The organism is Melghiribacillus thermohalophilus, from assembly GCF_004342905.1.
Lineage (GTDB): Bacteria > Bacillota > Bacilli > Bacillales > Alkalibacillaceae > Melghiribacillus > Melghiribacillus thermohalophilus.
The window spans coordinates 145,099-168,821 of the sequence record NZ_SMAN01000003.1; the positions used below are offsets into that span (position 1 = coordinate 145,099).

Here is a 23,723-nt window from a genome sequence, read left to right on the forward strand (position 1 = left end):
AATGGATGAAGTTGCATGGCTATGGTTGTATTATATTTTATTTTCCTGCCATTGATTCAGCATGTACGGATTCATTTGAAATTTCATTATATCAGATTTTCCCTAATCATTAGAATAAAAAATAGGCCATCCACTCGTCATTTTTTCGAGTGATGACCCGTTATATTCGAGATCTAAATCTGTTCGGTTTACATTTCCTTGACACTTAATATTCGGAATCCTGCTTTTTCCAGCCTTTTGATAAATTGATCCACATTATCCTTTTTGTCTATTTTCAGTACAATACGTCTGGCCAGTTTATCGGTCTCATCAAAAGTGGCGATAGAAATCACATTTTCGTGGTAGTGCTTTAGGAGTTCTGCCATTCTTGCTATGCGTCCTTCAGATTCCGTAGATGTAAATGCAATGCGGACTCCTTTCTTATGTAATCCAAATGCGCTTTCAAATTGTTCCAGCACATCCGATCTTGTGACAATCCCCTTCAAGTAGTGCTGATCATCGATTACCGCCAGAATTGGGAATCCCTTGAAAGAAGTTAATGTTTTTTCGAAAACTTCGTCATCTTTGATAAACAAATCTTTATGATCAAGAATATCTTTCGCTTTTGTGTACTGTAAAAACTCGTCTTTACCTCTTCCGGAATGCTCAAAGTAAGCCTTGTAAATCATTTGTTCAGAGATCATGCCGGAAAATTTTTTTCCGTCCAAAACAGGAACGCCTGTGATGTCATGATCTTTTAAACGTCTCAAAACATCATTTAAGGAATCAGTAGATTGTGCTTTGATGCATTGGTGAACAGGTTTCATGATACTTTTGACAAACAAGTCCATCACCTCATTTCATATCATTGATTATCAAGTTCGACAGGAATGACATAATTCCTTTTTTAAAATGTTTACCATCTTTTTTGCCACTGCCATCTCTGATCCATAGAGGGGTACTTGCCAGATGAAAGACGCCTTTATTCGTTGTCCTGCGATTTTCTAAGTCATGAACTCTCGAATGAGACAAGACTCGGTGTCATACAAATAAATTAGCGTCAAATGATGAAAGGAGGATCCCCCATGTATTCGCTTGTGAAATATTATCACCCCTACATCAGCCCTTTTGATCCGTGCCCTCCGATGAAAGTCAAAAGCTACCGCACTCCCCCTAATTTATACGTCGGATTTCAACCACCATCCCTTCCGCAGTTTAGTCCGAAAGAAGCTTTATTCCATGGAACCCTTTGGCCCATTTTTTACAGCCCCTACCCCGGGTCCAAAAAGGAGGAGATGAAACGTGAATAAAACCATGCCGCCTGAATACTACAGACAATTAGAAGAAATTCAGGCAATTGATTTTGTGCTTGTTGAGCTGACTCTCTATTTAGACACCCATCCAAAGGATAAGGAAGCCATCGAGCAATACAATCATTATGCCAGACAAAGCAAAAAAATGAAAAAAGAATTCGAAAAACAGTTTGGTCCCTTGCTGCAATATCAGAGTTATTCCGGTTACCCATGGACATGGGATAACACACCATGGCCATGGCAGGTGTAATAACGAAAGGTGGTTTACTGACATGTGGCTTTATGAAAAGAAACTTCAATATCCAGTACGGGTAAGTCAGTGTAATCCCCGTCTTGCTAAATTTTTAATTGAACAATATGGGGGAGCGGACGGGGAGCTGGCAGCGGCATTGCGGTATTTAAATCAGCGCTATTCCATCCCTGATAAAGTCATCGGGCTTTTGACGGATATCGGCACGGAAGAATTTGCACACCTGGAAATGATTGCTACGATGGTGTATAAGCTTACAAAAGACGCCACACCTGAACAACTAAAAGAAGCAGGGCTTGCTCCCCATTATGCGAATCATGATAAAGCTCTATTTTACCATAATGCTGCAGGGAATCCATGGACGGCTGAATACATTCAGGCAAAAGGTGACCCGATTGCTGATCTATATGAAGATATTGCTGCTGAAGAAAAAGCCCGCGCGACCTATCAGTGGATCATTAATTTATCTGATGATCCCGACCTTAATGATGGACTGAAGTTTTTGCGCGAAAGGGAAATCGTCCATTCTCAGCGATTCAGAGAAGCTGTTGAAATTTTAAAAGAAGAACAGGGCAAAAAGACATTTTTTTAAAAAAAAGGGGTGTCAGAAAAGCGATCATTCTGACACCCTTACTCGTTTATAGGAATTTTTAAGACCTGTCCGACATAAATGGAATTTCCCTCAAGCCCATTGGCATGACGAATCATTTCTTCTCCAAATCTTCCTCCATAAAATTTTTGTGAAACAGAAAACAATGTATCCCCCTGTTGTACCGTATAATAAATCATTTCTGCTTCTGGTTCTGCTTCAGTTTCCTGGTTATCATTCTGATTCCCGTTCTTATTTGTATTTTCATTTTGAGGCAAATCGGCAGTCTCTTCAGATCCTGTCTCTGGGTCTTGTTTTGTCTCTGAATCTATGATATTTGTTTTATTTTCTGTATGATCGGGAATTTCTTCTTCCACTTCTTGCTTGTCTTTCGTGTTTTTCTCTTCATCTTCTGGTTCTATACGATCGCCGGAACCTGTTTGTCTATCGAAATCCAGGCCTTTCTTATTCATGTCAGGATCTAGAACAATAGACTGGTGAATAATTTCAATCTCCTCGCCGGGCGAATCCCCACTGGATGCTGTAGAAGGGGTGTTTTGGCTACCGTTTTTTTCCCAGTAATAAATGGGGATCAGGATAATAAGGATTAAAAACAAAATAACAATGATTCGCAGCAGAATCATACTCCAGTTTATTTGCTTTTTTTCTTTATTTTTTCGATGGATCTCACTCCGGGGAGGAAGACTCATTACATCAAAAGGCTCACTGGATTTTTCCTCCTTATTTTTATGGTCGTACATTTGATCTCTTAATTTTGAAGCTTGATCATAACTGTTGTGTTCCTGGTTTTCCATGCATTTCACCCCGATCTGAAACGAATATACAGCCCCAGCAAAAAATCAACCGTAAAATGTGCCATAATGGTCACGTTTAAATTTTCTGTGATTTCATAAATATAGCCGAAATAAAAGCTGATCAAAAGGATCGATAGCAAAAGTACTGGTTTCACTATATACCTGATATGGACGAGTGCAAATAACAGACTTCCGGTCACATATCCAAAGGTTGTCTGAATCACTCCCCGAAACAACAATTCCTCAGTAAAGGCAATCAAAAGAGAGAGAAACGTAATGTGTAAAAGAGAACGATTTTTAAATATCCTCTCATTAATCCCCCCGTCATCCATATGCCGTTCAGGAAGGACCTTCATCAAAAACAAGTCTACTAAAACAAAGACAATTCCGGAAACAGCACCAAATAAGAATATTTCTTTGCCATTCCACTTAAACATTGACAGCCAGTTTTCTAGAGAAGAAAAAAAGAGAAAACTACCCAGTATTCCCAGCACCAGGAGAATGATTTGGGAAAGATAAAGCTGATTTAACAGTTCCCGGTCTGACATCTGTTTTATCATTTCAGCCTGATTCATCATTTTTTTCATTGTCATCCACCCTGATGAAAAATTTGCTTCAAGGTTTGTTCCCAGTTGCCTCTGTTAGATTTCTTCTCCACAATAGCTGGTCTCCACCTGTCAAAGGTGAAATCGCATCGGTCACAGCAAAAGGTTAACGGCTTTTTAAAGTGGTCCTGAAACATATCATAAAGCTTTTTTCTCCGGCATCCCTTCTCCTGAATATATGCCAGCAAGTTAAACAGCTGCTTCTGTTTAAGCTGCTTTCTTTCTTCTAGAATACGCAAAATAGCCGGGCGGATGTTTTCCCATTCTGTTTTATTCAGTTTACTCCTATTTTGTCGAATAAGTCCATAGGTCTCCAGCTGATATTTGATAAATCCCCATTGAATCTCATTGATCTGCACCTGTTCCATTACATCATGTTCAAATTGTTCATCCAGTTGTTGATTAAAATGTTTTTCCATAAATGTTGCTGTCAGATCCACCTGTCTTTCATCTGGCAGTTCCTCCGTAATCAGGTGAAAGGGGATTTCTTCGTCCCCCGGAGAATATAGAATCAGACTGACACTTGTGCCTCCATCTCTTCCCGCTCTTCCTGCTTCCTGTATATACGCTTCAATGTGCGTTGGGATATGAAAATGAATAATTAAACGAACATTAGCCTTGTCAATTCCCATCCCGAAGGCACTTGTGCAGCAAACAACATCAATTTGATCGTTCATAAATTGCTGCTGGACATAAAGGCGGTCTTCTTTTTCCATCCCCCCGTGATAGTGGACAACCGATAATTGAGGAAGGGCGTTCTGGAGTTTATATGCGATCTGTTCACACACCTTTTTGCTGGAAAAATATATCATGGCTGGCACCGAAAAACGTTTTAAAAGTGAAACCATTCGATCTGTTTTCTCCTGGCTGGTCCTGTACATTTCTACATCAAGGACAATATTCTCACGATCCATCGGATAAATAATCTTGAGCATATTTGGCCGCCTTAGCTGACATATAATATCCTCCTGGACTTCAGGTGTTGCCGTAGCGCTTAGAGCAAGAACTGCGGGGTTATTTAATTGGTTCAGAACATGTCCTAATCGTAAATAATCCGTTCGAAACTCATATCCCCACTGAGAAATACAGTGCGCCTCGTCCACGGCAAACAACGCGATTCTAAGCCGTTTCAACTGTTCAATAAAATATGTATTTTGTAGCATTTCAGGAGAACAGTAGATCATTTTATAAAAAGAAAGACGACGGAGAATGGTTATTCGTTCTTCTCTACTCATCATACTATTTAGATATGTAACATTTTTGATCCCCCTCATTCTCAATTGCTTCACCTGATCGACCATTAAAGAAATCAGTGGGGATACGACTACCGTTACACCCTCTGTCAGAAGTGCCGGCAATTGGTAGCATAAAGATTTTCCGGTTCCGGTAGGAAGAATTCCAAGGACATCGTTTCCCTTTAACACTTCAGTGATGATTTCCTCCTGTCCTTCTTTGAATCTGTCATAGCCAAAATAGGTTTTCATCATTTTGCGAACCTGATCTATCTTTACGTTCACCCGTCTGCCATCTCCTCGATTTGATTTGCCTGTTTATAATATTTTGCCATCACAAGTCTGATTTGAAAATAACTGATATGATCCGGAAGCTGTTGTTTAATTTGTTTTAGCCTTTTCGTGGAATCTGTCTGAAGTACGTCTGAAATGGCATTCATATCCCCTTTGCTTACATATGGAGAAATATCAAATTCCCGAAGGACAAACGCCATTTCCACAATATGATCATGAACTGTCCCGATCCTTAACCTTCGTCTTTTGGCAATATCAGTCGCCTTCATCCCATTATTCAGCAATTCCCATGTTTTTCGGGCTGAACGCGTTAACAGGCCTTCAGCATGCTGTTCCGGAATAAACTGTTGAAGCCGTTTGTATCGTTCCTGTTCTTTTTCGATTGCCTTTAAAAAATAATGAATCCCTGACAGTATGTAAATTTCGATATCATAAATCGATTTTCCCAGTTCATAGGCTAATTGTTCCTTGCTTTTGCCAACATGCCGGTAGCCGTTCATGCGGGAAACCATGATCTCAGCATGGTGATGGTCCAGCCCGGATAACAGTTGTTTCGTTTCTTCATACATCTCATGAAATATGGCGTCTATATGATTACGATGTTTGACATAAAATGACTTGACCCACCTGATGATGTTCGCCTCCTCTACAATTGGGAGGAACCGCTGCTCACCTTTCAGTATATTCGATACAGTTTGTATGAATAATAAAAGTCGTAACCAGAACGTTTTTGCGGTTTCATGATAATTCAGTCCCTGAAGCATGGACAGTTGCTTATATTGGCTGATCCCTTCAGCTAACTGGACCCGTCCCGAATCCGTTACAAACATACTGTTTTGATTGACAATGATTTGCTGATCCCTGACTAATTGATAAAACATTTGTTCAAATACAGGCTGAGACAATCCAGGAAGAATCCCAAAATAAGAATCCAGCTGAAACAAAACAGAATCCTGTATCGTCTGCGATGATCGTTTTCCTGACAATAAATAATACATGGCGGAAGGACTCCGCTCCCCTTCCAGCTTTGCTGCTGTATCCAGCATAATCGTCTGAAACAAACAGAATCACTCCTGATTCTTCGTAGTTGAAAAGTTGTCCAATGAGAATTAAAATATGTAATGGAGTCACGAGCTTGCATGACCTGCTGATTCAGGACAGACAAGTATGCATCCAAAGATTGTTATGACCGAGGAGGGTTTTTGATGCCAAAGTTTACAATCGTTGATAAAGAAACGTGCATTGCCTGTGGTGCCTGTGGGGCAGCAGCACCAGATATATATGATTATGACGATGATGGAATTGCCTTTAATATGTTAGATGACAACACTGGAACCGCCGAAATACCAGAGGAGCTTCATGAAGATATGATGGATGCCTTTGAAGGCTGTCCTACTGATTCCATCCGGGTTTCTGCTCAATCATTTGACGGTGACCCAAATAAATTTGAATAATGTTCATCTTTCCCCTTCACGACCGTGAAGGGGGTTTCCATTTGCCCCTTCCCTTTTCTTATCTCTCTGTTAATTCATGAAGCTTTTCCATGGCCTCCTGCTTGTTGAATGTGCTGTAATAGCGATAGTTGTTATGATCAATGATCCGAAAATGTTTGCTGATTAAATTTTGCTGTAAGATATATCCGTTATTTTGCAACATATCTGTCCACCAGACCTTACCACCGAGGGTCTTTTTTATCGGCCGTTCTACCGTTTCGAGCGCAACCGTCTCCACTACTTCGAGCACATCTTCTCCAAGTTCGTTCTGAATGACATCACTGTGCCGAAATAATGAACAAAGAGCGACGATGGTTGTCCAGCTGGCCAGATTCCTACCTTTTTCGATTTGAACAAGGGTTTTTTTGGATATGCCTAAAATATTGGCCATTCTTTCCTGAGTATACCCCTGTTCTGCCCGGACCAATTTAATTTTGGGAGACAGGCTCTCTACTAATATATCTTTATTCATTCTCACCATTCCCTATATGTCGTTCAGCTCTATTTTAACATGAACCGAGCTTTTCTTCCTATTCATTTGTTGGTATAATAGTTCCGAATTCGAGTACATAAGGAGGGCTTTATATGGCTGAAAATAAAGTTGTAGAAGTTTTTGTCGAAATCCCGACCGGAAGTCAGAACAAATATGAGTTTGACAAGGAAAAAGGTGTTTTTAAATTAGACCGGGTTCTTTATTCTCCTCAGTTTTACCCGGCTGAATACGGTTATATTGACGAAACGCTGGCTTTAGACGGGGATCCATTAGATGCACTTGTGCTGGTAACGAATCCTACTTTCCCTGGATGTGTGATTGAAGCCCGCGTGATTGGATTTTTAAATATGATTGACAGCGGTGAAGAGGATCAAAAATTGCTGGCTGTCCCAACTGAAGACCCTCGTTTCAACGATGTCCAAACACTCGATGATATTCCAAAACATAAGCTTGATGAGATCGCCCATTTCTTCCAGACATATAAGGATCTTCAGGGCAAGAAGACTGAAATCGGTGACTGGGAAGGTCCGGAAGCTGCCGCTAAACTAATTGACGAATGTGTCAAACGTTACCAAGAAAATAAAGCCTAATATTAAGAGGCTGGGACAAAACTTTATAAGAAAATGAAATATCCGAACGATATTCAATCATCACTTGAATAAGTTCGGATATTTTTTACTTTGTTAACATGCTTCACTTTCCGCGGGCACGGCCTGAGATTTCCTAAGGCAGCACATCCCTCTGTCTTAGGCATGAAGTTCCCGCAACGCACAGGACGTGCTCAAGTCGACGTTCGCCACAGGACATGACCGGTTTTAGTCGACCTGAAGTCTACGGATTTTTGCAAAACGGTTCGTCTTTTCGACCGTTTTTTCATTTTATGTCCCATTCTCTTTATGTTCTTTTATCTGTAGGAAATGGGCATTACATTGATCGCTGCCGGCACCTGTATGATTTCCTCAAGGTTGTAAGGTCCGATTTGGTCGATGTTGGCATTACGGAAATGAACTTCCTCATATCCAAAAGATTTAGCGGTCATAAGGATAGCATCAATCATATAAACGGTTGGCTCTGTCGGCGTCAAGTTTACACTTTTTGAAAATGTAATGGTCAGTAAGTCCTTGCTCTCTTCAATATTTTCAATCGTGATGTTTTCCGGAATTGATGCCCGTATGGAAAAATTCTCATTCCCCTCGTACATCGCGTTGATGGCTTCTTCGATTGACGAATCAGAGTTAGCTGGAATCGGAATAATCCATACAGGATGTTCGTCTGACACTTGATACAATTTGTATATGTTTTTGATCTGAGATGGCACCTCAAGTTCCGTTAATGTTCCGTAATGGGCAAAATCCGCCCCCTGATTTCCGTCTGTTGTGAAAAAGATCGTTTCCACATTCAGGGGCTGCATCATGTGGTATAAACTATTCACGAGTAACCGCTCCACAGTGGATCCGCCTTTTTGCAAAAAACCTTGCGGAATGTCAACAGAAACCGTATGTTCATCGAGATTAAAATCAAAAGTAATCCCTTGAAATATTGAAGGATCTACCCCCCATTCTTCAGCTTCAACAAACTGACTTATATTGCTATAGTACTCATTTAAATCGGCCTGTTCTTGAGGAACACTAAATGAGATGGGAACACTGTACTGTTTATTCCGGTCCGGAATCATAAAACTAAATGGAATGTGGTTTTTAGGAACCGACTGAAGTGCTTTCGATTGCAAGACTTGATCTGCCATCATCTCGTCTTTGCTTCCTTCGCTGTCAAAAGTTTCGTTATGACTTTCAGCAGATTCAACATCTGACATTTCTTCCTCAGGTGCCTGTTCAATTGACATGTCATATTGGTTTTCGTTCGCAACCGAACCCTGTTCACTATCATCTGCCTGATTCATATTCTGGTTATACATATTCTGATTATTCAAATAGGCTGCACTTACGATCACAACTAAAATTACAACGGCGGCAGATGCAACTACAGGCAAGTAATACCATTTTTGCTTCCCCCGGTGACTTTCCTTATGCATATCTTTTTCCTCTAGTTTAGCCTGAATGTTTTCATATAGGGCGTCTGGGCTCTGATGATCTTGAATTTTAGGCATTTGCTCAAGCAAGGATTGTAGCTCTTTTTCTTGTTGCTGGTGCCGATCATTTCGCTTCACGTTTCACGCCCTCCCCTTCCAACATCATCGTTTTTAAAGCTTTCATTGCACGATGCTGTGTGGTTTTGACTTTGCTGACACTCCATCCTAAAACCTCGGCGGTTTCCTGGATAGATAAAGATTGAATAAACCGCAAAATAATGACAGACTGCTGATCATCCGTACAGCGCCCCAAATAATGATAGACCTGTTTGATTTCATCGTTTTGAACAGCGATCTCCTCTGGAATGGGCTGCTCGTCCTGAAGAAGATATGCCTTTTCTCCAATATCAAAATAATCAAGAAAACGTTTCTTTTTTCGCTTTTGTTTTCGAAAGTAGTCAATGGCAACATGGCGAGCTACGGAAAAAAGCCAGGTTTTTTCACTGCTTTTTCCTTCAAAGCTGTGATAGGATTTTAAAACCTTTATATAGACTTCTTGCACTAGATCTTCCGCTATTTCTCTGTTTTTAACCATATAAAATAAGAATTGGAATAAATCCTGATGATATTTCTGATACAGCTCATGAAAGACATCTTTCATAGTGGGGCCTCCCATTCAAGTAATGAGACGTTTCGATTTCAAGAAAAGTTACAGCATAGGAGCTGGATTGGTTTTTTATGATCATTCTTGCCATTCATTCTGCTATTTAAAATCCTCCTCAATATTACGATAAGAACATGAATACATCACATATTTTATCATTAATAAACGGTTCCATGAATGTCAGATATAAAAAACCAGACTGGAAAGAAATTTTGATTTCTTCCTTAGTCTGGCTATTTCATGTGAAACAAACATTTTCGGGCATGTTCTATATTATTTGATATTTATTGGCAAGAAAAATTCAAATGTTGTTCCTTCATTCAATTTACTGTGAACTTGAATGGTACCATCATGGGCTTCGACAATATTTTTTGCGATGGCAAGACCGAGCCCGGTCCCTTTTCGTCCTTCATTTCTTTTACGAGATTTATCAGCCTTATAAAAACGTTCAAACACAAACGGAAGATCCTCTTCAGGAATTCCTGTTCCAGAATCTCTCACACTAACATGCAAACGGCTGGCAGACGATCGAACAGTGACTTCTACGATTCCATGTTCATCCGTATGTCGGATGGCATTGTCGATTAAATTGGTCAGGACCTGTTCAATACGGTCCGGATCAAAATGTCCGTGGCTTTCAGATAAATGGTAATCGGTCTTTAGGCTAATGTTTTTATCCTGGGACAGCTGGCTAAATTTTTTTACTACACGATTGACATAAGGCTTGATTTCAACATGTTCCAGGTTTAACTCTATATGACCGGCTTCCATTCGGGCCAGATCAAGTAGTTCATTTACAAGGCGTCCGATCCTTAAGGATTCATCATATATGATTTTTGCCAGCTCATTTTTTTCTTCTTTCGTTTCTGCTATATCGTCTACAATGGCCTCGCTGTATCCCTGCAGCATGGAAATCGGCGTGCGGAGTTCATGGGATACATTCGCAATAAAATCTTTTCTCAGCTTGTCCAGCTGCCTTTCCTCCGTCATGTCACGTATGACTGCAACCGCTCCTCTTACAAATGATTTGTCATATAACGGGGACATGATCATGACAAAATCTCTTCCTTGAAGATTTATTTCCCTGGTCACTTCCTGTTCAGCAGAAATCACCTGATCCAGAATCCTCCTGATATCATCAGGGATCTTTTGCTGATTTTCGTCACCGGAACGTGTACCTTTTTCATAATTAAAGGTATGTAAAAAACGGTCAGCAGGCGGGTTGGACAGCAGAATTTCTCCATTGCGATTCAGAGTAATAACCCCATCTGCCATGGAACGCAAAATACTGGATAGTTGTTCTTTTTCCTGATTCAAGGCCTGAATATGGTATTTTAGTTGCCTTCCCATCCGGTTAAACGTCACAGCTAGTTCACCAATCTCATCATGGGTAAGTACAGGGACTCTTGTATGAAACTCTCCTTTTGCCAGTTCCCTGGCTGCTTTTTTCATCTTGATCAGCGGAGATGTAATTCTGCTCGACAGGAAAAAGGCAAAAAATGTTGTCAATACAATCGCAATCCCTGCAGCCAGTAAAATCAATTTCGTCGTCTGGGAAGTTGTCTCTTCGACAATATCCAGAGACTGGTAAACAAAAACAGCACCATTCTGGCCATTCAGTGGTCTGCCCACCATCAAAACTTCCCGATTTGTCCCTGGAAGCTCCATTTTTTGTTTGAAGGTAGCCTGACTGTTGATCACCTCATATAAACCTTGATCCCGATAAATCCATTCTGTTTCAAAAGCAGGAAGTGTTTCATCTTCGCTAGATGATACCCAGTACTGATTCTGATTGTTTAGAATGATAATCCGGTTTAACGGGTCTTTAACCTGCTCGATCAAGCGTACCAATAAATCACGGTCATCGTGAGGGGAATCCCCATATTCATCAACCAGATAGGTGACTTTGTTGGCGGTCTGCATTAAATCTTTTTCGGCCTCAAGCACATGAAAATTTTCAAAGAATTGTAGCAGCAGAATAGTTAAAACGGACAATACAAATGAGAAAAATAGCAAAATCGTAAACCATAATTTAACGACAACACTTCTCCAGAACATCATTCCTCATCCAATACCTCGAATTTATAACCGACACCCCAGACGGTTACAATCATCCTGGCAGCATCTTGGGATACTTTATTTAATTTTTCCCTCAGTCGTTTAACATGCGTGTCAACCGTTCTTAAATCTCCAAAAAATTCATAGTGCCAGACTTCCTTAAGAAGTTCTTTGCGATCAAATACTTTATCCGGTGATTTGGCAAGGAAATAGAGTAATTCATATTCTTTAGGGGTTAAATTGACTTCCTTGCCGTCTGCTGTTACTCGATGAGCATCTTTATTAATGGTTAGATGCGGAAAAACGAGCACGTCGCTTGTTTTTGTATCTGTTTGCAGATATTTCGTCCTCGATGACCTTCTAAGAAGGGCCTTTACCCTCAGGACAACTTCTCTTGGACTAAACGGTTTTACGATATAATCATCCGTTCCCACTTCAAATCCCTGAACCCTGTTGGCTTCTTCCCCTTTCGCGGTTAACATGATAACTGGGGTTGCTTTTTTATCCCTCAATCGTTTACACACTTCGATTCCGTCCATTTCCGGCATCATTAAATCAAGAATGATCAAATCATAATCTTCTTCCAGTGATTTTTCCAGTGCTTCCTTTCCGTCTTCGGCTTCTTCAACTTCATAATTTTCCCTTTCCAGATACATCCGCAGTAACCGGCGAATCCGTTCTTCATCATCGACAACTAAAATTTTGGCCTCATCATTCATCATCGATTCCCCCTTTAATTCAGTTTAGGGCTACCTGCCCGAATAAGCAAGTAGCCCGTTGGTCATTCATTCCCCAGACTTCAAGCATATGAATGTAAGCCGAACAAAACCAGGTTAACCGCTATCAGATTAAACATAATAATGGCAAATCCGATCACGGCCAGCCAGGCAGACTTTTCCCCATGCCATCCTCTGGAAAGTCGCAAATGCAGGAATGCGGCGTAGAAAAACCAGGTAACCAGTGCCCATACTTCTTTCGGGTCCCAGCCCCAGAACCGGTTCCAGGCAACCTGAGCCCAAATGGCAGCAAATATGAGAGCTCCCAGAGTAAAGACTGGAAAACCGATTGCTACTGAGCGATACATAATTTCATCTACGATGTCAAGATTGACTTTGTTTAACAGAGGCTGAAGTGCTTTGGCTACTCTTTTTCTTAAAAGGAGCATTGTAAACGCATGAAGGACCAGCCCCCCTAATAGCGACCAGATGAATGTATTCAATTTCCGTCCCGCTTCTTTTCCTTCCATCCATGCAGGTGTCTCAAACAGAGGGCCAAACCGATCTTCTGTGATCATCGTTGAATCATACGGAGCCACAATAGCAGGCAAATGATATTCAGTAGTTGTTTCCTCACCGTTTTCCCTGTATTCAAACGCTACCTCATAGTCCATCGCATTGAATGTTAAGGTTACAAGAATAAACCCTAACGTGGCAAAAATCATGTAAAGCACAAATTCCAGGCTAAAGGTTTTTAGGTTTAATTTGCTCTGGTCCACTTTTTTAATCAAGTAGATGAGACCTGCAGCAAAACTGACCGCTAGAATGGCTTCCCCAAGCCCTGCCGTAGTGACATGAATATAAAGCCAGTGTGTTTTCAAAGCAGGGATCAACGGTGACAATTCCTGTGGGAACATGCTGGCATAGCCAATTATAATCATGGCTACAGGCAGTGCAAAAAGCCCCAGAATATTTAACTTGTAAAGAAAATAAATAATAATAAACGCAAACACAAGCATCATGCCAAAAAAGGTTGTAAATTCAAACAGATTGCTCACCGGCGCATGTCCGGCAGCAATCCAGCGGAAAATAAAATAGCCGAGCTGGGCGATAAAACCGATAATCGTCAGGGTAATTCCGACCGCAGCTGCTCTTGAGGATTTCCCGCTCTCTTCTTTTGACCGAATAGTGGCCCCGAAAAATATTGTTGCGATGAAATAAATGACAAAGGCTGTGTAAAGCAGATTACTGCTGATCGAATAAAAATCCATATACATCCTCCTTTACTCGGGTAAGATCAGCGATTTACGACAATTCCTGCTGATCTTCCGGCGGGTTAATCGACGTTTGATCCAATGCACTCTTTATATCACGTTTCAGGCCATGCCAGTTTTTATTCGTGTGGGCGGCAATCCAGACGCCCTGTTCTTTCGGATGAATCCAGATTCTCCGATGCTGCCAGTACATTCCCTGCACAACACCAATCATAAATATGATCGCACCTGCGGCGAAAATGGGTAAGGTCCGGTCTTTTTGGACGGCAAGACCTGTCACATCTCTCATCTCTACTCCGTCTAAACTAAGTTTATACCGGTTGTCCTCTCCTGGATCGATATTAGCCCCAATGGCAAGAAAACTGGTTTCTCTTTCTTCAATATCTGGTCCGTAAACAAAAAAGATAAATGCCGGGTTTCGGGGATAATTCGACTCTGAGGAGGGGACGCCGTTTTCGAGCTTAAGTTCTGGAAAATATTGATCCACGACCACCCGGTATCCGTTTCCTAGATCATATTCCTTTTTTGGATCTGTCATATCAAATGTAAAGGTACCTATGGCATCATCCGGATTGTCGGCAGGATGAAGTTTAAAAGACATCGATTTAAATTCATTGAGTTGATATTGGGATTGATAAAGGGCATAACCGTTAAATTTCAGTGGTTCATTTACCCGTATTTCTCCTTCTTTCATTTTTTCCAGTTCCGGTTCAGCTCCAGGAACCACTTCCCCTTTTACCTGATAAATGACCGCATTGGTCTGAAAATTTTTCGGAACCATTCCCCCTTCCTGAACGATCGCTTCTGCAAACTTCTCCTCTTCTTCAGGGTCATACAGTTCAAGTATAAAGTCTTTGTTTTCAATATAGTACTGCTGATTGGTACCGGGAATGACTTTGGTCTCTCCTTCCCGTACAAATACAAACTCATCCACATACATAAACGGGAAAAATCTTAAAATCGCTCCGATTAAAATGATAATGAGCCCAATATGGTTAACGTAGGGACCCCATCGGGAAAATCGGTTTTTTTCTGCCAGAACGTGGCCCTGATCCTCACTTATTTTATAATTCTTTTTTCTTAACTGTTCAATGAAGGTCTTGATATCGTCTTTTGAAACCTTCTCTGTTTTTCCGAACAGCCTCTGTCTTTGAATAAAGACTTCGTGGCGTTTCGGACGCTGGTTTTTCAGGGCCCGGTGAAGAGGCACCACTCTATCTATACTGCAGATAACAAGTGATACTCCAATGAGTGCAATTAAAAGAATGTACCACCAGGATCCATACAAATTATGAAAACCAAGCTCATAATAGAGCTGACCAAAAATGCCGTATTCATCTCGATAATACTGGGATGGATCCACACTCCGGGGAATATACATTTCCTGTGGAAAGATCGTCCCGATGGCAGATGCGACCAGTGCCAGTACGATCAGCCATACACCTACTTTTACCGAAGAAAAAAAGTTCCATGTTTTATCAACAATGGTTTTATTATATGTCTGGGACCTCCTCGCACTTCCATCATAACGCATGTTTAACAGTTTGTTCTTTTCATTGCCGTCTATATGCTGGTTTTTTTCTACAGGTTTCCCGCAGGCCTCGCATAAAACGGTACCTTCTGGATTAACATGTCCACATTCACATTTGATTTTATTCATGGCAAAAATCCTCTCATCTGTCAGGAATTATTCTGCTCTGGCAAGATTTCCTGGAAATAGGATTCAAGGCGCTCAAGGGTTAACGGCCCCTGTATCACACGGACGACTTCACCTTCAGGGTTAATGAAAAATGTCGTAGGGATTGGTCCGATTTTGTATAAATCCATCACATCCCCGCGTTGATCATGAACAATCGGGAAGGTGAGGTTGTAATCTTCTATAAAATTTTTAACGACAAGTTCAGTTGTATCGAGACTGACTGCCAGTATTTCGATACCTTTTTCCTTATATTCAGGGTAGAGCTGCTCCATATATGGCATTTCTTCTTTGCAGGGGTCACAGTATGTGGCCCAAAAATTGAGCATAACCCCTTTTCCGCGAAGTTCTTTCAGTTCAAAAGTCTCTTCGCCATTGACTTGTTTTAATTTAAAATTCGGCGCAAGATCACCGGCTTTGACCACATTTGAATCGTCCCTAAAGCTTGAAACGAGGGTTGTCACGACCGCTCCGATCAGAACCAGAAGAACAGCGGTACGAAAGATTAACCTCTTCTTTTTTTTGTCTGATTTCATATGATCACTCCCCCGTTCATTATATCATTTACCACTATCATCAACTTTGAAAATTATTTAACATTTTTCAGCGCCATTACTTTTAACCTCTTGACTTCATGTGGTTTCAGTTCCCGATACTCGCCGGGCTTCATATGACCAAGAGTTAGAAATCCATATTGCTCCCTTTTTAGCTTTTCTACCGGATGACCGATGGCATCCAGCATTCTTCTGATCTGACGATTTTTCCCCTCATTCAGGGTGATTTCCAGTATCGTTTTGTTCTTCTTCCTGTCCACTGACCGAATGCGTTGTTTTTTGATCCTGAGCCATTCGCCTTTATCCCGCAATCGCAATCCTGACTCCAGTTTTTTCAATTTATCTTTTGTCGGTATGCCTTTAATTTTGGCAATGTACACTTTGTCAATTTCGTGCCTGGGGTGCATGAGCAGCTGGGCAAAATCCCCGTCATTGGTGAGGAGCAAAAGTCCAGAAGTGTTGAAATCAAGCCTTCCCACTGGATAGATCCGTTCTTTTACTTCCGGCAATAGATCCGTTACCACTTTTCTTCCTCCGTCATCCTTCACACTGGATATGACACCAGTGGGCTTATAAAGCAAATAATATACGGGCTCTTCTTTTTCCAGTGGAATTCCATTAACTTCGATTTGATCATCAGGGTGAACCTTGATTCCGAGTTCTGTAACCGTTTTTCCATTGACTTTTACTTTTCCGTCTGTGATCAGTTTTTCGGCTTTTCTCCGTGATGTATAACCACTCTGTGCAATCACTTTTTGCAATCGTTCCCGGCCGGACATAACGCTACCTCCTGTGTCGGTATTATATTTTCTTCAACTGTAACCATACACAAACCCTTGCTGTGAAAAGCAAGGGTTCACATGTCAACAATCATGCATCCGTACGCGAACATTATAGACTAAACACATATGTGCATATGATAACCGAGGCTATTATACCAATTAAATCCGCCATAAGTCCAACTTTTAATGCGTCTCCCATTTTTTTTATACCGACAGCACCAAAATACACCGTTAATATATACAGGGTTGTGTCGGTACTGCCCTGCATCGTGGAAGCCAGTCTGCCGATAAAAGAGTCAGGACCAAATTCTTTGATTAGATCTGTGGTAACGGCTAAAGCCGCCGTTCCGGAAATAGGACGGGTAAGAGCAAGGGGGACAATTTCTCCTGGAATTCCTAGTATTTGCAAGAATGGAGAAAGTAATGCAACAAAAGCATCCATTGCACCCGATGCACGAAAGATCGAGATGGACACCATCATGCCTAATAAAAATGGAAGGAGAGAAAACGCCATCTTGACCCCTTCTTTACCTCCTTCCACAAAGGTTTCATAGGTCGGAACCTTTTTCCATGTGCCAAACAGCAGGACAAATAAAATTATAAAAGGTATGATCCATGTACTGATCATGGTAATCCAGGACATTTTATTTCCTCCGCACTCTTCGAAAATAAAAGAATCGATCTACTAACAGGGCGCCTATCGTGGAAATAGATGTTGCCATTATGGTTGTCCCTACTATTTCCGTAGGCGACACGGAATCATATTGCATTCGGATTGCAATGACCGTCGTCGGAATGAGCGTCACACTGGACGTGTTGAGGGCCAGAAAGGTAATCATCGACCGTGAAGCTTCATCGGACGGATTGAGTTTCTTCATTTCCTGCATGGCTTTGATCCCCAGGGGGGTTGCTGCATTTCCCAGGCCAAACAGATTGGCTGTAAAATTAGACAAAATATAGCCCATGGCCGGATGTTTGGCCGGAATGTCAGGGAACAATTTTTTTAAAATAGGCTCAAATAATCGGCTAAGACGTTTTAATAATCCGGCTTCCTCGGCGATCTTCATCAGCCCTAGCCAAAAAACGAGTACACTGATGAGGCTGATGGTCAGCATAACGGCATCATCTGCGCTGTTAAAGATCGCCTCGTTCACTTCATCCATGGTTCCATTCCACATCGCGTAAATAATGCCTGAGGCAGCGAGAAATACCCAGATGTAATTGACCATTTATAAAACCCCTATCATTTGTAGAAAAATGGATTTTACCCGGTCAATCCATGAGGTTTTTCCGGATTCTTTCGGCTGAAACCAGATATTGCTTTCTGCAATAGTGTCTCCTTCTAACTGAAATACCTGTTTACCAATGACCGAATTTCTCTTATCAGCAAAATTTTCATCAATCAAAATCCGGTTAGTAATTTCATGTTCTTCCTTTTCGCTCAATGGAACGTATACGGCATGAGGACGGAAACCTTCCACAGTTTTTCCATCAGGAAGGGGGATGGTCAGTTCCCCTTTTGCCCCAATTTTTATCAGATCGAATGTCTCGTATGCCCATTCGTAAATGTTACGATGATCATTCCAGTCATCAGAAGCATTCAAGGTGACCATAATCAGTTTCATATTTTCTTTTTCTGCACTACTGACGAGCGTTCGTCCTGCCTGACTAGTAAATCCCGTTTTGCCACCGGTGCAGTATTCATAATATCTGGTCAATAATTTATTTTTGTTCCTCCAGGGATACGTTTCACTTTCGGATTGATAGGAAACCGTACCGGCGATTTTTCTGAATGTATCATTTTTTATGGCATAGCGCATCAAGAGGGCCATATCATAAGCTGTTGAGTAATGATTTTCCTGATCCAGACCATGGGGATTGGCAAAATGTGAATGATTCATGCCAATCCATTTTGCTTTTTCATTCATGATATGAACAAAGCCTTCGACACTGCCGCCAATATGTTCACTGATGGCAATTGCAGCGTCGTTTCCGGACCGCAGCATTAACCCGTATAGTAAATCTTTTAATTTTACGGTTTCACCCTTTTCCAGATAGATGGATGACCCCCCTATTCTTTCTGCTCTTTCGCTGATGGTTACCTCATCGTCCAGCTTTCCATATTCAATGGCAACAATCGCAGTCAAGATTTTTGTAATGCTGGCAATGCTCCGTTGTTCATGGGGATTTTTTTCATATAAAACCCGACCGGATTCAGCCTCCATTAAAACCGCACTGTGAGCCGATACTCCTGGTGCTGCCTGGACAGATGAAGAGAATGGGATATGTATGAAAAAAAAAGACATGAATGCAATCATCGTTTTTTTCATGATATCCAATGCCGCTTCCTCCATTTCCAGATGGATGTTTGTACTAATTTATGCGTTTAAGACAGGCTTATGATAAAAACCATCAGAAAAGGAGTATGGACACTGATGAAATGGATAATCAGGAACCGTCAAAACAAAAAAAAGAGGGCTCCCCCTCTTTCCATGATGAAAACAAGTGAAAGGACATCCCTCAGGCAAGCTGCCACTTTAGTTTTTTCGCTTTTGCAAATCGTTTCGAAACATTATTCCAGCAAACGACATGAAACCAGTTGTTTATATACGTTGTGCGATCGGTCTTATATTGGATATAGTAGGCATGTTCCCATAAATCGAGTACTAGTAAAGGGATCACATCCCACAACGCAAACATGTGATGTCTTTCTGTTGTGTGTATGGCAAGACGTCCTGAACGCAATTCCCACACCAGCATAGCCCAACCGTTTCCCTGAACAGATTGCGCTGCTTCTGTAAATAACTTTTTAAACCGGTCATAGCTGCCAAAATCCCGTTCAATACGATCGAACAGTTCCCCTGAAGGCCTTCCCCCTCCTTTAGGAGACATATTAGAGAAGAATATGGTGTGAAGAAAATGCCCCGATCCATTAAAAGACTGCTCCCTCATCCAGTGCCTTAACATATGATGATTTTTGGATTTGCTCCATTTATGAATCATTTTTTCGGCCTGATTTAATCCTTCTACATAACTCTTATGATGTTTGCTGTGATGAAGTTTCATAATCTCTCTGGATATATAAGGTTCCAGTGCATCATATTCATAGGGCAAAGGAGGTAGCACATGTTGACCTGGTAGTATAGATGAGTCTTCATTTCTGGCGGGGGACAGGAGGTTTGCCATTTCCTTCACCAATTGTTCACCTTTATGCTGAAATTCTCTTACGATTCCTGGTGGGATTTGATCATGCTGCTCCAGCATCTTTTCAATGTCGTTTTTCCACTGATGAAAATCTTTACGCCAGATTTCCAGGGAAGCAAGGGGCTGATTATGTCTGATTTTTTCTTCCACTTCATCTGCCCAGTTTAACAGTGCTTTTAAATATTGAATCGCTTCAGCTGTCATACGATCACCTCGCCATTATCCTATGCAGAAGCCCAAAAATGGTGAAAGGGCCTTCCCGTTCTATTACGGAAAGGCCCTGAACCTGTCTGGATTGAACACATATCAATTCATCATCCGCTTACCTATTCCATCAAAATACTTTGTGCACTGCTGTTATTTTGATAAATGGGATTCAATCTTGACCTCATATTCTTTTCCATCTGCAAGCTTCATCAAAATCTGCTTTACCACATCCCACCCTGCTTTTTTCATTAACCCCTGAAAGTCGACTAAATCATGGACATATTCCCTTTTACGGTTCACGTATTCCGGATGGGCTAACAAAGCTGCGAGGGCAGCTACATCTTTAAAATCATAGGTTTTGTTACCGATCTGTATGATTGGGTCTTCTTGAAATGGTGTAAATTCAGCAAACTTCTGATCAAAATACTCAAGATATAACAGAGAAAACGTTTTTTCCCTGTCCCCATCCTGAAAAGTGACCTGAGAACGAATAAAAGCATCTTCCGGAGATGTCCGCGAAGATTTTTCCAGTTGACTGCCGCTGCATGATAAAATTTTCAAATCCCAACCCTCCACTGGCATGATAGATTTGTTTATATCGTACCATATTTTCAATCAGAAATCTGAGCGTTTAAGAATGATTTTCCTGATGATCTCGTTCCTGGAATTTCTCAAAAAAGAGGTCTGCTTCCTTCTCAACACTCATTTCATCAAAATCTTCAGGCAGAGGAGGTAAATCATCCAGAGATGTCAGACCAAAATAGGTTAAAAACTCTCTGGATGTTGTATATAAAATGGGCCGTCCGCTTGTTTCCTTCCTTCCCGCTTCTTCGATTAAGGAACGGGACAGCAATGTTTGTATGGGACGGTCACTTTTTACTCCACGAATTTCTTCAATTTCTGTTCTTGTAATTGGCTGCCGGTACGCTATAATCGCAAGGGTTTCCAGCGCTGCCTGTGAAAGCCTGCTTGAATGAGGTGTCTGGATCCACTTTTCAAAGTACGGGGCATGTTCAGGCTTTGTCGTTAAATGGAATACCTCGTTGGACTGCATAAGGGTAATCCCCCTCATGTCATTTTCATAATCAAATTTTAATTCGTCCATGATCATTTGTACGGTACTCTGGTCCAGTTCGAGAATTTTAGACAACTGCTGCACGGTTAATCCCTCTTCTCCTGCAGCGAATAACAACCCTTCTGTAATCGCTTTATAATGACCTAATTCCATTCTTCATCCTCCATTTGATAAATCACAATGTCTGAAAAATGATTTTCTTGTTCGCAGATGATTTTTTTCTTTTTCATCAGTTCCAGCAAAGCGATGAATGTTACAACGATATGTGACCGGTCAGGATAAGGAAATAAACTTGAAAAATAAATTCCGCCTTCTGTTTTCCTAACCTGCTCCATGATTTGTACCATTCGGTCCTGAATCGGAATATCCTGTTTATGTATTCTAGTTTCCAGGGGCTGTTCCCATTTTTTGCGCTGAAACAGTTTTTGCAATGCGCCAATCATGTCAAATAAGGATACATCCCCATGGTTTTGCAGGTGAACTTCACCGCTGACGTATTGTTCCAGATTAGCCGGCGGCCGTGTATAAATTCGGTTTGCCTCTTTTTCACGTTCCTTTAATTGACCGGCAGCCTCCTTGTACTTGCGGTATTCGATTAATCTTCGCATCAGTTCCTCCCTGGGATCTTCCTCCTCACTGTATTCATCTTCTGCATCCAGTTCCTGGTTGGGCAGAAGCATCTGGCTTTTGATTGCCAGGAGGGTCGCTGCCATGACCAAATATTCACTTGCAATGTTTAGCTCTAAATGTTGCATCGTACGTATATAAGCCATATATTGCTCTGTAATTTCGGCAACAGGTATATCGTAAATATCAATTTCATAGCGGTTAATTAGATGCAACAAGAGATCTAATGGGCCTTCAAATACATCCACTTTCACCTGATATCTTTCACCCATAGGCCGTTTCCTTCCCCAATTATTTTTTAAAAAAATCGAATATGCGCCTATACAACCATTATATTCTCATCATAAGTTATTACCGTAAGATAAATGTTACCAAAAAAACATTTATCCGTTAACCTTTAAAAAAGGAGGAATTTTCATGAGCGGTTACTATGGCGGAGGTTTTGCGTTAATTGTTGTGTTGTTCATCCTGTTAATCATTGTCGGGGCTTCCTGGGGTTATGGCTTCTACTAAAAAGAGGCCCCGTAAGTGCTGAGCCTTTTTCAGGCTTAGCACTTTTTTTATGTTAAAATAAAACTATCTATACCAGACATACAGAACAAGATGTTTACAAAAGGAAGAGGATGCTATGTTTGATCAGGCATTTATCGAATATCTTGCCCATTTTCATTGTACAAGGGATTATTTTGAATGTCATGAAATATTAGAAGAACGGTGGAAACAAGAATATCCCCTTGACAGGGATTCCATATGGGTAGCCTTTATCCAGCTTTCGGTTTCTTTATACCACTACCGAAGGGGAAACACACCAGGAGCAAAGCGCCTTATTCAAAAAAGCATACAAAAGTTCCAAAAACATCAAGATATGCTGAGTTCTTTCGGTTTAGACAGGCGTGAATTTTTCATCATGCTAACACAAATCGAATCTCGCATTCTTGAAGACAAGCCTTACGTCGATGTATGCATACCGATAACCCACAATGAACTGAAAAAAGCTATAAAAAAAAGGTGCAGTGAATGGAACCATCCCTTCCCCTCAAAAAGTGATTTATCCAATTATCAGCTGGTTGACAGACATAAAAATCGCCAATAAGTCAATGTATGTCCCAGTATCCAGCCAATTTTTTGGGGGAAAAATATAAGAAGCCTGGCTAAGATGGCCAGGCGCTGTGTCCATTGAGTTAATAAGCTTTAAAAAGCTAATCGGCGTGATTTTGTTCCGATTTTTTCACAAAGGATTCGGTTTTTTCGTTGGCGCAAATGACGTACTCTTCACCGTAAAAGTCTTTAACTGCTTCGATCATTTTTCTTCCGATACCCTGATTCCGATGAGAAGGATTTACACTGATATGCTGGATTACAACCTTCTTATCATCTTCCATGCGCACACCGATAATTCCCAGCACATCTTCCTTTTTCCAGAGAAAAAGATTCCAGTCTGGATTGTTTTCATAGTCTTTGATGGTCTTCTGAAGTTTTTTTACATCTTTTTCATCTGGCATAAAAGATAATAACCCCATTGCGATTTTTTCAAAGTTTTTTTTATATCGTACTAACATTTGAATCCCTCATTATTTAAGAAAATATCTTCCCTAAAAGAGAAAACAAAAGGATGGCAGCAATCACCATCAATATGACAAACAGATAGGTTTCATCCTTTTTCCATTTTGGCTTTTTCATCATTATTACTCCCAGGATTATTTGTATTTATATTTATAATCCTGGAAAATACATTTGTCAAATTTATAACAAGAACAAGAACCAGTAAAGAAAG

At 40.9% G+C, this 23,723-nt stretch carries 29 protein-coding genes; 7 read left to right on the forward strand and 22 right to left on the reverse strand.

Annotated features, from left to right (window positions below):
* Nucleotides 1-188 precede the first annotated feature (188 nt).
* Nucleotides 189-806: a CBS domain-containing protein gene (locus EDD68_RS04405; RefSeq protein ID WP_243646749.1), complete on the reverse strand. Its 618-nt coding sequence runs from the start codon at nucleotides 804-806 to the stop codon at nucleotides 189-191.
* Between the two features lie 258 nt (nucleotides 807-1,064).
* Between EDD68_RS04405 and EDD68_RS04410 the strand changes: the two genes are divergently transcribed.
* Genes EDD68_RS04410 through EDD68_RS04420 form a run of 3 tightly spaced genes read left to right on the forward strand, consistent with a single transcriptional unit; the run spans nucleotide 1,065 to nucleotide 2,134 of the window.
* On the forward strand, nucleotides 1,065-1,289 hold the full coding sequence (locus EDD68_RS04410; RefSeq protein ID WP_132371034.1) for a spore coat associated protein CotJA: 225 nt from the start codon (nucleotides 1,065-1,067) through the stop codon (nucleotides 1,287-1,289).
* A 4-nt stretch (nucleotides 1,290-1,293) separates the two neighbouring features.
* The gene (locus EDD68_RS04415; RefSeq protein ID WP_132371101.1) at nucleotides 1,294-1,542 is read left to right on the forward strand and encodes a spore coat protein CotJB; all 249 of its coding nucleotides are present in this window, start codon (nucleotides 1,294-1,296) and stop codon (nucleotides 1,540-1,542) included.
* 22 nt (nucleotides 1,543-1,564) lie between these two features.
* Nucleotides 1,565-2,134, forward strand: a complete 570-nt coding sequence (locus EDD68_RS04420) for a manganese catalase family protein (RefSeq protein ID WP_132371035.1) — start codon at nucleotides 1,565-1,567, stop codon at nucleotides 2,132-2,134.
* 38 nt (nucleotides 2,135-2,172) lie between these two features.
* Here EDD68_RS04420 and EDD68_RS04425 read toward each other — a convergent pair whose 3' ends face one another.
* From EDD68_RS04425 to EDD68_RS04440, 4 genes are read right to left on the reverse strand one after another with little or no spacing between them, the layout of a single operon-like run.
* Nucleotides 2,173-2,946: a LysM peptidoglycan-binding domain-containing protein gene (locus EDD68_RS04425; protein ID WP_132371036.1), complete on the reverse strand. Its 774-nt coding sequence runs from the start codon at nucleotides 2,944-2,946 to the stop codon at nucleotides 2,173-2,175.
* A 5-nt stretch (nucleotides 2,947-2,951) separates the two neighbouring features.
* Complete coding sequence (locus tag EDD68_RS04430) at nucleotides 2,952-3,533, reverse strand: CPBP family intramembrane glutamic endopeptidase (RefSeq protein WP_132371037.1); 582 nt, start codon at nucleotides 3,531-3,533, stop codon at nucleotides 2,952-2,954.
* 2 nt (nucleotides 3,534-3,535) lie between these two features.
* Nucleotides 3,536-5,068: a RecQ family ATP-dependent DNA helicase gene (locus tag EDD68_RS04435; RefSeq protein WP_132371038.1), complete on the reverse strand. Its 1,533-nt coding sequence runs from the start codon at nucleotides 5,066-5,068 to the stop codon at nucleotides 3,536-3,538.
* A complete protein-coding gene (locus tag EDD68_RS04440; RefSeq protein WP_132371039.1) occupies nucleotides 5,065-6,138 on the reverse strand; it encodes a YpbB family protein in 1,074 nt (357 codons plus the stop codon). Before EDD68_RS04440 ends, EDD68_RS04435 begins: the two co-directional genes overlap by 4 nt.
* 144 nt (nucleotides 6,139-6,282) lie before the next feature.
* Here EDD68_RS04440 and EDD68_RS04445 point away from each other — a divergent pair, with 144 nt between their 5' ends.
* Nucleotides 6,283-6,531 carry a 4Fe-4S domain-containing protein gene (locus EDD68_RS04445; RefSeq protein WP_132371040.1) on the forward strand — a complete coding sequence of 83 codons (249 nt, stop codon included), beginning with the start codon at nucleotides 6,283-6,285 and terminating at the stop codon, nucleotides 6,529-6,531.
* A 58-nt stretch (nucleotides 6,532-6,589) separates the two neighbouring features.
* On the opposite strand, the gene EDD68_RS04450 is transcribed toward EDD68_RS04445, so the two are convergent.
* A complete protein-coding gene (locus EDD68_RS04450; RefSeq protein WP_132371041.1) occupies nucleotides 6,590-7,042 on the reverse strand; it encodes a helix-turn-helix transcriptional regulator in 453 nt (150 codons plus the stop codon).
* 113 nt (nucleotides 7,043-7,155) lie between these two features.
* On the opposite strand from EDD68_RS04450, the gene EDD68_RS04455 reads away from it, so the two are divergent.
* Nucleotides 7,156-7,653, forward strand: coding sequence for an inorganic diphosphatase (locus EDD68_RS04455; RefSeq protein WP_132371042.1), 498 nt, complete (start codon nucleotides 7,156-7,158; stop codon nucleotides 7,651-7,653).
* Between the two features lie 314 nt (nucleotides 7,654-7,967).
* Here the strand turns inward: EDD68_RS04455 and EDD68_RS04460 are convergent, their stop codons facing one another.
* The 15 genes from EDD68_RS04460 to EDD68_RS04530 form a co-directional block, all read right to left on the reverse strand.
* Nucleotides 7,968-9,230 carry a GerMN domain-containing protein gene (locus tag EDD68_RS04460; RefSeq protein ID WP_132371043.1) on the reverse strand — a complete coding sequence of 421 codons (1,263 nt, stop codon included), beginning with the start codon at nucleotides 9,228-9,230 and terminating at the stop codon, nucleotides 7,968-7,970.
* A complete protein-coding gene (gene sigX, locus EDD68_RS04465) occupies nucleotides 9,217-9,753 on the reverse strand; it encodes an RNA polymerase sigma factor SigX (RefSeq protein WP_132371044.1) in 537 nt (178 codons plus the stop codon). Before sigX ends, EDD68_RS04460 begins: the two co-directional genes overlap by 14 nt.
* Before the next feature lie 276 nt (nucleotides 9,754-10,029).
* Complete coding sequence (locus tag EDD68_RS04470) at nucleotides 10,030-11,814, reverse strand: ATP-binding protein (RefSeq protein ID WP_279388233.1); 1,785 nt, start codon at nucleotides 11,812-11,814, stop codon at nucleotides 10,030-10,032.
* A complete protein-coding gene (locus EDD68_RS04475) occupies nucleotides 11,814-12,533 on the reverse strand; it encodes a response regulator transcription factor (protein ID WP_207902537.1) in 720 nt (239 codons plus the stop codon). The genes EDD68_RS04470 and EDD68_RS04475 overlap by 1 nt, the downstream gene beginning before the upstream one ends.
* An 80-nt stretch (nucleotides 12,534-12,613) precedes the next feature.
* The gene (gene ccsB, locus EDD68_RS04480) at nucleotides 12,614-13,801 is read right to left on the reverse strand and encodes a c-type cytochrome biogenesis protein CcsB (RefSeq protein ID WP_132371047.1); all 1,188 of its coding nucleotides are present in this window, start codon (nucleotides 13,799-13,801) and stop codon (nucleotides 12,614-12,616) included.
* Between the two features lie 34 nt (nucleotides 13,802-13,835).
* Nucleotides 13,836-15,464: a cytochrome c biogenesis protein ResB gene (gene resB / locus EDD68_RS04485; RefSeq protein WP_132371048.1), complete on the reverse strand. Its 1,629-nt coding sequence runs from the start codon at nucleotides 15,462-15,464 to the stop codon at nucleotides 13,836-13,838.
* A gap of 20 nt (nucleotides 15,465-15,484) precedes the next feature.
* Entirely contained in the window at nucleotides 15,485-16,036 is a 552-nt protein-coding gene (resA, locus tag EDD68_RS04490) for a thiol-disulfide oxidoreductase ResA (protein WP_132371049.1), read from the reverse strand.
* A 53-nt stretch (nucleotides 16,037-16,089) separates the two neighbouring features.
* Entirely contained in the window at nucleotides 16,090-16,833 is a 744-nt protein-coding gene (locus EDD68_RS04495) for a pseudouridine synthase (RefSeq protein ID WP_132371050.1), read from the reverse strand.
* A gap of 112 nt (nucleotides 16,834-16,945) precedes the next feature.
* The gene (locus EDD68_RS04500) at nucleotides 16,946-17,479 is read right to left on the reverse strand and encodes a spore maturation protein (protein WP_132371051.1); all 534 of its coding nucleotides are present in this window, start codon (nucleotides 17,477-17,479) and stop codon (nucleotides 16,946-16,948) included.
* A 1-nt stretch (nucleotide 17,480) separates the two neighbouring features.
* Entirely contained in the window at nucleotides 17,481-18,065 is a 585-nt protein-coding gene (locus tag EDD68_RS04505) for a nucleoside recognition domain-containing protein (RefSeq protein ID WP_132371052.1), read from the reverse strand.
* Complete coding sequence (locus EDD68_RS04510) at nucleotides 18,066-19,166, reverse strand: D-alanyl-D-alanine carboxypeptidase family protein (RefSeq protein WP_132371102.1); 1,101 nt, start codon at nucleotides 19,164-19,166, stop codon at nucleotides 18,066-18,068.
* A gap of 190 nt (nucleotides 19,167-19,356) precedes the next feature.
* Nucleotides 19,357-20,244 (reverse strand): superoxide dismutase, encoded by an 888-nt coding sequence (locus tag EDD68_RS04515; protein ID WP_132371053.1) that lies wholly within the window; start codon nucleotides 20,242-20,244, stop codon nucleotides 19,357-19,359.
* 153 nt (nucleotides 20,245-20,397) lie between these two features.
* Nucleotides 20,398-20,808, reverse strand: a complete 411-nt coding sequence (locus EDD68_RS04520) for a hypothetical protein (RefSeq protein ID WP_132371054.1) — start codon at nucleotides 20,806-20,808, stop codon at nucleotides 20,398-20,400.
* Between the two features lie 70 nt (nucleotides 20,809-20,878).
* Nucleotides 20,879-21,475, reverse strand: a complete 597-nt coding sequence (scpB, locus tag EDD68_RS04525; RefSeq protein ID WP_132371055.1) for an SMC-Scp complex subunit ScpB — start codon at nucleotides 21,473-21,475, stop codon at nucleotides 20,879-20,881.
* Complete coding sequence (locus EDD68_RS04530; protein ID WP_132371056.1) at nucleotides 21,466-22,221, reverse strand: segregation/condensation protein A; 756 nt, start codon at nucleotides 22,219-22,221, stop codon at nucleotides 21,466-21,468. Before EDD68_RS04530 ends, scpB begins: the two co-directional genes overlap by 10 nt.
* A 145-nt stretch (nucleotides 22,222-22,366) precedes the next feature.
* Here EDD68_RS04530 and EDD68_RS04535 point away from each other — a divergent pair, with 145 nt between their 5' ends.
* Together EDD68_RS04535 and EDD68_RS04540 are read left to right on the forward strand one after the other, a co-directional pair.
* Nucleotides 22,367-22,462 carry a YjcZ family sporulation protein gene (locus tag EDD68_RS04535; RefSeq protein WP_132371057.1) on the forward strand — a complete coding sequence of 32 codons (96 nt, stop codon included), beginning with the start codon at nucleotides 22,367-22,369 and terminating at the stop codon, nucleotides 22,460-22,462.
* A 115-nt stretch (nucleotides 22,463-22,577) separates the two neighbouring features.
* Nucleotides 22,578-23,042, forward strand: coding sequence for a DUF309 domain-containing protein (locus EDD68_RS04540; RefSeq protein WP_132371058.1), 465 nt, complete (start codon nucleotides 22,578-22,580; stop codon nucleotides 23,040-23,042).
* A gap of 106 nt (nucleotides 23,043-23,148) precedes the next feature.
* On the opposite strand, the gene EDD68_RS04545 is transcribed toward EDD68_RS04540, so the two are convergent.
* Nucleotides 23,149-23,508, reverse strand: coding sequence for a GNAT family N-acetyltransferase (locus EDD68_RS04545; RefSeq protein WP_132371059.1), 360 nt, complete (start codon nucleotides 23,506-23,508; stop codon nucleotides 23,149-23,151).
* Nucleotides 23,509-23,723 lie beyond the last annotated feature (215 nt).

Bases quoted from the DNA above. Each gene is read 5' to 3' on its own strand.
- EDD68_RS04405 (WP_243646749.1), bottom strand. From the start codon at position 806: ATGAAACCTGTTCACCAATGCATCAAAGCACAATCTACTGATTCCTTA.
- EDD68_RS04410 (WP_132371034.1), top strand. From the start codon at position 1,065: ATGTATTCGCTTGTGAAATATTATCACCCCTACATCAGCCCTTTTGAT.
- EDD68_RS04415 (WP_132371101.1), top strand. From the start codon at position 1,294: ATGCCGCCTGAATACTACAGACAATTAGAAGAAATTCAGGCAATTGAT.
- EDD68_RS04420 (WP_132371035.1), top strand. From the start codon at position 1,565: ATGTGGCTTTATGAAAAGAAACTTCAATATCCAGTACGGGTAAGTCAG.
- EDD68_RS04425 (WP_132371036.1), bottom strand. From the start codon at position 2,946: ATGGAAAACCAGGAACACAACAGTTATGATCAAGCTTCAAAATTAAGA.
- EDD68_RS04430 (WP_132371037.1), bottom strand. From the start codon at position 3,533: ATGAAAAAAATGATGAATCAGGCTGAAATGATAAAACAGATGTCAGAC.
- EDD68_RS04445 (WP_132371040.1), top strand. From the start codon at position 6,283: ATGCCAAAGTTTACAATCGTTGATAAAGAAACGTGCATTGCCTGTGGT.
- EDD68_RS04450 (WP_132371041.1), bottom strand. From the start codon at position 7,042: ATGAATAAAGATATATTAGTAGAGAGCCTGTCTCCCAAAATTAAATTG.
- EDD68_RS04455 (WP_132371042.1), top strand. From the start codon at position 7,156: ATGGCTGAAAATAAAGTTGTAGAAGTTTTTGTCGAAATCCCGACCGGA.
- sigX (WP_132371044.1), bottom strand. From the start codon at position 9,753: ATGAAAGATGTCTTTCATGAGCTGTATCAGAAATATCATCAGGATTTA.
- EDD68_RS04470 (WP_279388233.1), bottom strand. From the start codon at position 11,814: ATGTTCTGGAGAAGTGTTGTCGTTAAATTATGGTTTACGATTTTGCTA.
- EDD68_RS04475 (WP_207902537.1), bottom strand. From the start codon at position 12,533: ATGAATGATGAGGCCAAAATTTTAGTTGTCGATGATGAAGAACGGATT.
- ccsB (WP_132371047.1), bottom strand. From the start codon at position 13,801: ATGGATTTTTATTCGATCAGCAGTAATCTGCTTTACACAGCCTTTGTC.
- resB (WP_132371048.1), bottom strand. From the start codon at position 15,464: ATGAATAAAATCAAATGTGAATGTGGACATGTTAATCCAGAAGGTACC.
- resA (WP_132371049.1), bottom strand. From the start codon at position 16,036: ATGAAATCAGACAAAAAAAAGAAGAGGTTAATCTTTCGTACCGCTGTT.
- EDD68_RS04495 (WP_132371050.1), bottom strand. From the start codon at position 16,833: ATGTCCGGCCGGGAACGATTGCAAAAAGTGATTGCACAGAGTGGTTAT.
- EDD68_RS04500 (WP_132371051.1), bottom strand. From the start codon at position 17,479: ATGTCCTGGATTACCATGATCAGTACATGGATCATACCTTTTATAATT.
- EDD68_RS04505 (WP_132371052.1), bottom strand. From the start codon at position 18,065: ATGGTCAATTACATCTGGGTATTTCTCGCTGCCTCAGGCATTATTTAC.
- EDD68_RS04510 (WP_132371102.1), bottom strand. From the start codon at position 19,166: ATGAAAAAAACGATGATTGCATTCATGTCTTTTTTTTTCATACATATC.
- EDD68_RS04515 (WP_132371053.1), bottom strand. From the start codon at position 20,244: ATGACAGCTGAAGCGATTCAATATTTAAAAGCACTGTTAAACTGGGCA.
- scpB (WP_132371055.1), bottom strand. From the start codon at position 21,475: ATGGAATTAGGTCATTATAAAGCGATTACAGAAGGGTTGTTATTCGCT.
- EDD68_RS04530 (WP_132371056.1), bottom strand. From the start codon at position 22,221: ATGGGTGAAAGATATCAGGTGAAAGTGGATGTATTTGAAGGCCCATTA.
- EDD68_RS04535 (WP_132371057.1), top strand. From the start codon at position 22,367: ATGAGCGGTTACTATGGCGGAGGTTTTGCGTTAATTGTTGTGTTGTTC.
- EDD68_RS04540 (WP_132371058.1), top strand. From the start codon at position 22,578: ATGTTTGATCAGGCATTTATCGAATATCTTGCCCATTTTCATTGTACA.
- EDD68_RS04545 (WP_132371059.1), bottom strand. From the start codon at position 23,508: ATGTTAGTACGATATAAAAAAAACTTTGAAAAAATCGCAATGGGGTTA.